A 6,284-nucleotide genomic window follows, 5' to 3' on the forward strand; every position below is an offset into this window, starting at 1 on the left:
ATCCACAAACTGGCCGAAGCCTTCCCCAGTGTCGAATTTTATGGCGAGTTACAAAAGGCTTTCAGCCATCTCAATCAAGGCCTGCTCACCTTGCAGCGTCAGAAGAATATCTACGGTTATTTTTCGTCCGAGCGGTTTGTCAGCAGTGAAACGGGCGAGTGTATCGGTGTTTGCGCAGCTGAACGAGCGAAGCGAGGACAAATCGCCTTGAACCCGTCATGGTTTGTGGTGCGAACCGTTCCGCAAACGCTCTCTACACTGGCCCATGAGATGGTGCATCTCTGGCAGTTCCATTTTGGTGACCCGGGACGCCGTGCCTATCACAACCGCGAATGGGGTGACCGCATGGAAGCGATTGGCCTGATACCGAGCCATACCGGAGAGCCGGGTGGGCGGCGCGTCGGCGAGGAGATGACTCATTACATCCTTGAGGACGGGCCGTTTGACCAGGCGTGCCGGGAGCTGATGACCCGGGAGTTTACCCTTTCCTGGCTGGATCGTTTTCCGCCACAGGACCCGAACCTGAGCCTTGCCGCTGCACTGACAGGCGGTTCGGCCAGTTCTGCAGCATTGGCACGAATCACGCCGGTTCAGGCAGAAAACCGCTCCCATCGCTTCAAGTATCGCTGCCCGTCCTGTGCTGCACAGGTCTGGGGCAAACCCGGTATGAGGCTGCTATGCGGCGAAGACACCTGCAAAGCGGCAGTGATGCAGTCCGTTGGAAGTTAAAGGGCCAACCGGTAAAATTTTGCCGGTCCGTCATTGCGGATGTTTGATTGGTATAGTGTTTTGTGTCCGTTTAGAGGGGGGGGTGCATGATGTTGGCAGCAGAATCGATCCACAGTCAGTGTTGGTTTGATTGTTGTGTTATTTCCTGTTTAAACATCTTTGCTTTACAATTATCCGGCAAAATCCTGCCGGTTTATCCGTACCGATTTCAAGCATAGGGGACTGCAATGGCTGAAACAGAAATTGAATGGACTGATGCAACCTGGAATCCGGTTGCAGGTTGTTCAGTGATGTCGGCTGGATGCACGAACTGTTATGCCATGAAGATGGCAAAGCGGCTTGAGGCAATGGGAATGAAAAAGTATTCCGGCCTTACGCGAACGGTTAATGGGCAGCCTGTTTGGACTGGGGCCATCCGCGAAGATTATAACTCACTGAAAATTCCATTAACGTGGAAAAAATCGCGCAAAATATTTGTCAACTCTATGAGTGATCTATTTCATGACGCGGTAAGTGATAAGTTTATTGCGCAGGTGTGGGAGGTAATGGCTTCCACGCCACATCACCATTATCAGATTTTGACGAAACGCCCGGATCGAATGCGCGATTTGTTAAACTTCTGGAATAAAGAAACTCTGCCAAACGTTTGGCTTGGGACTAGCATTGAGAATAGCAAGGTTGCTGAACGGGCAGATGCCCTTCGGAATGTGCCTGCTGCAATCAGGTTTATATCATTTGAGCCTTTAATTGGTTCCGTTGGTAAAATTGATTTGAGTGGTATTCATTGGGCAATCGTTGGTGGTGAAAGTGGCCCGAATGCTAGGCCGATCCGAGAAGAATGGATTGATGAGATTTACACCCAGTGTGATCATCATGATGCTGTGTTTTTCTTTAAGCAATGGGGTACGTGGGGAGCCGACAACAAGAAACGTTCAAAGAAGGCGAATGGTCGAACCTACCGAGGACAAACTTGGGACGCGATGCCTGTTCATGTTTCTGCTATTTAGAGTCGTTTTCTTGTCCTTTTCGTTATATTAGTGACTATGGCTTCCGCTTTTTTACTTATTTTTAGGCTGCCTGAAAATAAATGCGACAGCTAGGTCGGGCCACTAATAAACGGATCAAAGATGCCTAAAAATTTTATGTGGAAGTCCGGAAGGCCGCTTCCTCGAATTGAAAGCCATACACTCAGAAAGCTTGAAGTCCTAAAAAACTATCTGGATGTCTATTTTGACACAGTGGTATCAACCCCTGCTTCGGATTGTTTGAATATTACCCTGGTTGATGGTTTTGCAGGGGGAGGGGCATATCAAAATGGCGAAGGAGTTGCTGATGGCAGTCCTTTGGTCCTCTTGAACGCTGTTAATCGAGCGCGAGAACGCCTTAATCAGAACCGCAAAAAGCCCCTTGAGATTAATGCTCGATTTTTCTTCATCGATGATAACAAGTATCACATCGAGGCACTTCGAGAGCGGTTATGGCAGGAAGGCTTTGGCTCGCAAATTGGACACGGTATAGAGATAATTCATGGTAAATTTTCGGAAAAGTTACCTGATATTTTAAGTTACATTAAGTTGGGGCAACGTGCAGGTCGGTCCATATTTTTGCTGGATCAATTTGGGTATCTGGATGCTCCAATGGAGAGCATCAATTTGATCTTTTCCAATCTGAAGCGTCCCGAAGTACTTTTAACTTTTGCGATAGATGGTTTGCTGAATTATCTTCAGGAAACATCTTCGGAGCTTGAAAAATTTAGGCAGTTTGGCATCACCGATCAATTCATTTCGGAATGGAACGCGAATAAGGATGATGAATCTTTGGGGCGATTAGTCACCCAAAGAACTCTTATGGCGAATATCCAAATGCGTTCAGGGTCGGAATTTTTTACACCGTTCATGTTATGGTCACCAACTGACAAGCGTTGGATGATGTTTGTACATTTGTCGCGACATCAAGCTGCTAGAGATAAAATGCTTGGTGTGCATTGGTCAGAGCAGAATTATTTCAAGCATATTGGCCCAGGAAGCATATTCTCCCTTGGCTTTGATGTTCGATTGATCGAGACCAAGGATAGTCTATTCAGTTTTGCGGATCAGGACAAAGCTATCATGAATGATCAACTTTTAGAGAACTTACCTCTTGAAATTAGAAGGTATATGACTGGAGGAAAGCTTCCTGTTAATGTCCTTCTAAAAAATATCGCTAATAGAACCGCTGCAACGAACAATGACTTGTTTGAAGGGCTGATGAATTTGGCACGATATCGTGAAATTGATATCTTTTCAAAAGAAGAGAAGATTAAGCGGCCTGGTTCGAAAGTTGATCTCTCTGATACGTTGGCCATCCCTCCTCAGTTGACACTTTTCACCCCTTTCTAAATTATGCTGTGGTGATAAATTGATTATTATATTTGGCGAAAAAATATTTCTATTATCGATAATTTACATGGTAATCTAAATGGAAATCCTGTAATTTTATTAATATTTTTCAATGGCTTATGCCGTATTTTTTTGAAAATTAATCAAGCAGAGTAATTGTAAGCAATGGAAAACATAATTATCAATTACTGTTATCTCGATATCCAACCTGAGGATCAGTCAAAGGAAGGGCTGCGCCCTCTGCCGTAAAGCAGAATCAGGGTCCCGGTTCACGCCTTAACGGTCGTGAACATCCCATATTCAACTTGACGGCATTCACCCCTTTTTGACGACGGGAAGAAGTTGCACCGGCCACACCGGCCATCCTGTTGTCATTAAGGGAACCATAACAATGCGCAAGGTAACAGAAAGCGATATTCAGACGGCCAATCATATTGTCCGTGAATTTGATGCTGCCGTCAGGGCGAACGATGGCGCGGCAGCACAGAAGGCTGCACAGGATTTTAAGACCTTGATTGTCGCGGCCAATGGTGAAAAGGGCAGCTTTGGCAGTTTTGCCACAGACGGGGCCGGAACTGCCATCATGGCGGCTCTTGCCGCCAAAGAAGGGCAGGTTCCGCATTGGGGCCAGAACGGTTTGTTTGTTCTGGAAACCGGACATGGCCGGGCATTGGTCGATTTTACCTGCCCACTCGACACATGCAGCAGCTTTGGTTTTATGGCCATCGACCTTGGTTTGCCGTTCATTTCCGAGACCGGCTTTCGCTCGCATTTTTATGCCGAATGGCCGCCGGTAAGTGTTCAGGAAGCTGCCGCCGCAATTTTCTGCACATGTGCCGAGACCGAGATGATGATGAACGTCGAACTCGAATATCGGCAGAGGCGAGCAACCTCATTGCCTGATTTTGCGCAAGCATCCTGCACCAGTTTTCAGGGCGTTCTCACAGAGACGAACGACAAAGGACAAATCGGATTTCAGTTCTGATTGGCATTGATGAGGGAACCGGCAAAATTTTGCCGGTTTCATTTCTTCTGGTCCAGAATGCGCACAGTTGCTGGAAAGTAATCTTCAATCTCGCAGCTTCGAGACAAGCGTTGCCTTCCCGGTCCCAATGAGTGGTGATGGCAAAGTTTTTCATCGTATTACTTATCCTGGGTAACGGTCTTTGCATCGCAGCTCTGGGCCGTCATCTTTTCGCTGTTTTTGGCAAAGCGCGCATGAATGTCGCGGATATTGGCGGGTGGCGGCAGATCTGCCACGGTGCATTTTTCCTGGTCAATCTACAGACGGGTTAATTGATGATTTGATAACGATGTTTATCCATTTTTTGGAAATCTGATTTTTACGTGCTCAGGATATGTCCCTATACGTCGTTTGCCTTTAATTGAAAACACTTCGATTTCACCAGCTGTTTCAAGTGCTTTTAGTACCTCTCTATAATTCTTTTTGAGATATGGAGTGCCTACGCTGTGCTGTTCGTAAATTTCATTTAGTCCTAAAGTTTGCCCGGCGAAGACCTTCATAATGGTTTTTTTTAATTTTGATATTGGTTGCACCAGAGAAAAAAGAAATGGCATGGAAGCGTCAGCCGGGGAGTATGTCAAGGAAGGGACACCCTCGTCGACAGTAGAGCTCTCAGTTGCCATAATGTCCTTCATGATTTCATAACCTTTGAAATGCTTCGAGACGAAAATTAGTTTGTGGGATGTCCGAGTGCCATGGTCATTTTTAAAGGTGAAAGGTAATACATATTTCCCCCCCAAGGAGTGAATTTCCTCGGTAAGTGCTTCAAGGATCGCCGCTTCTTTCAATTCAGGGGAGAGTCCTGGTAGCCGATTACGCAGGGCATTAGCTCGTTCTCCCCCAAACAGTGCGTCTATATGTGCATTTACGATTGGATTCATGATACCGGCATTGATACGATTGTAATTGAAGAAGAAGACGCAATCGCAACCCCAATCCTTAATAACCCCTTTCACAATTTTGAGTGAAAGACCTTTGTAGCCGAATGGATCAACAAATGAGAATGATGGGATAAGGCGCGTTTCATTGAAATAGGTTGCGGCATTGTCATCGACTTCACCGCAAGACACATTCGGTTGGTATCGAAGCCTCTCAATTCCGGGGAGGCGATTGATCTCGCTTTGGAGGGTGGAGGTATTTTCATTGTCCGAATCGTTGAATCGAGCGACAAGCATCTGTGACATTCGGTGATGCTTGATCGCCGTTTGCAAAACTAGGATGGGTGTGGAGGCTGCACCGTCTTTATAGCGACCTGGACCTGCATAAAGGTCAATGTAAGCGATTTTTTCACCAGATCGTGAAGCCGAAGGCATAACTACCTGAGCCCAAGCAGAGAAGTACTTGCTTACAATGCGAGCTTTTACTTCGGATTGGTCAGTGCGCTCTTCAAAAAATTTTCCTGTTTTCATTTCCACACCAACATTTATGATGTTGAAATATTAATACAAAAAAAGGAACGTTGGCAATCAATACTGCCTGGTTCACTCATAATTTGTTGGTGTTAATGTTAGTCTTATCGTAATTATGAGGTTAGGAAAACAGAAATATCTGAAGCTAAAATGGATAAATTTACTACAGTAGTTGGGCAATCACTGCGCTTTTAATTGGGCTGTTTACTCAGTAAAAAATTGAAATCGAATATCGACGGAGACGAACGAAAAAAGACGAAACTGATTTCAATTCTGATTGGCCGGATCTAAACGTCGAAGTTATTATTGTGGAAACCGGCAAAATTTTGCCGGTTTCATTTCTTCTGGCCGAGAATACGGACCATGGCCGGAAAGTCATATTCAATTTCGCAAGTCCGATACCAGCGTTTGCCATCCGGGTCCCAATGGGCGGTGATGGTGTAGCTTTTCATGGTATTGCGCAATTGAGTAACAGCCTTTGGATCACGGCTCCAGACCCGCAGTTTTTCAATGTTTTTGACAAAGCGTGTATGAACCTCGCGCAGATTGGCGGGCGGTGACAGATCCGACAGTGCCCGTTTTTCCCGGTCAATCTCCAGCCGGGTTAACCGCATTTGTTCGGTATTGTCCTCGAACCAGGCTTTTAGCTCGTTGGTGTCGCTGCCCAGGCCAAAGGTGCTGAGCGCATGTTCGGCGCGGGTGCGTAATTCCTCAAGTTTCTGCTGTGACTTTTCGAGATGTCGG

General features: G+C 46.1%; 6 protein-coding genes. 4 read left to right on the forward strand and 2 right to left on the reverse strand.

Going from position 1 to position 6,284, the window contains the following annotated elements; genetic code table 11:
* From THS27_RS25495 to THS27_RS25510, 4 genes are all read left to right on the forward strand, one after another.
* Nucleotides 1-729 (forward strand): SprT-like domain-containing protein (locus THS27_RS25495; protein WP_246833109.1); only part of this gene is annotated, 729 nt, incomplete at its 5' end.
* A gap of 227 nt (nt 730-956) precedes the next feature.
* The gene (locus THS27_RS25500; RefSeq protein WP_085595723.1) at nt 957-1,736 is read left to right on the forward strand and encodes a phage Gp37/Gp68 family protein; all 780 of its coding nucleotides are present in this window, start codon (nt 957-959) and stop codon (nt 1,734-1,736) included.
* A 120-nt stretch (nt 1,737-1,856) separates the two neighbouring features.
* A complete protein-coding gene (locus THS27_RS25505) occupies nt 1,857-3,107 on the forward strand; it encodes a three-Cys-motif partner protein TcmP (protein WP_085595725.1) in 1,251 nt (416 codons plus the stop codon).
* A gap of 391 nt (nt 3,108-3,498) precedes the next feature.
* Nucleotides 3,499-4,092 (forward strand): hypothetical protein, encoded by a 594-nt coding sequence (locus THS27_RS25510; protein WP_085595727.1) that lies wholly within the window; start codon nt 3,499-3,501, stop codon nt 4,090-4,092.
* A 332-nt stretch (nt 4,093-4,424) separates the two neighbouring features.
* Here the strand turns inward: THS27_RS25510 and THS27_RS25515 are convergent, their stop codons facing one another.
* Entirely contained in the window at nt 4,425-5,540 is a 1,116-nt protein-coding gene (locus THS27_RS25515) for a three-Cys-motif partner protein TcmP (RefSeq protein ID WP_085595729.1), read from the reverse strand.
* Nucleotides 5,541-5,875: 335 nt separating this feature from the next.
* Nucleotides 5,876-6,284 (reverse strand): hypothetical protein (locus THS27_RS27015; protein WP_168185016.1); only part of this gene is annotated, 409 nt, incomplete at its 5' end.

It is taken from the genome of Thalassospira sp. MCCC 1A01428, from assembly GCF_002115825.1.
GTDB lineage: Bacteria > Pseudomonadota > Alphaproteobacteria > Rhodospirillales > Thalassospiraceae > Thalassospira.

Bases quoted from the DNA above. Each gene is read 5' to 3' on its own strand.
- THS27_RS25505 (WP_085595725.1), top strand. From the start codon at position 1,857: ATGCCTAAAAATTTTATGTGGAAGTCCGGAAGGCCGCTTCCTCGAATT.
- THS27_RS25515 (WP_085595729.1), bottom strand. From the start codon at position 5,540: ATGAAAACAGGAAAATTTTTTGAAGAGCGCACTGACCAATCCGAAGTA.
- THS27_RS25510 (WP_085595727.1), top strand. From the start codon at position 3,499: ATGCGCAAGGTAACAGAAAGCGATATTCAGACGGCCAATCATATTGTC.
- THS27_RS25500 (WP_085595723.1), top strand. From the start codon at position 957: ATGGCTGAAACAGAAATTGAATGGACTGATGCAACCTGGAATCCGGTT.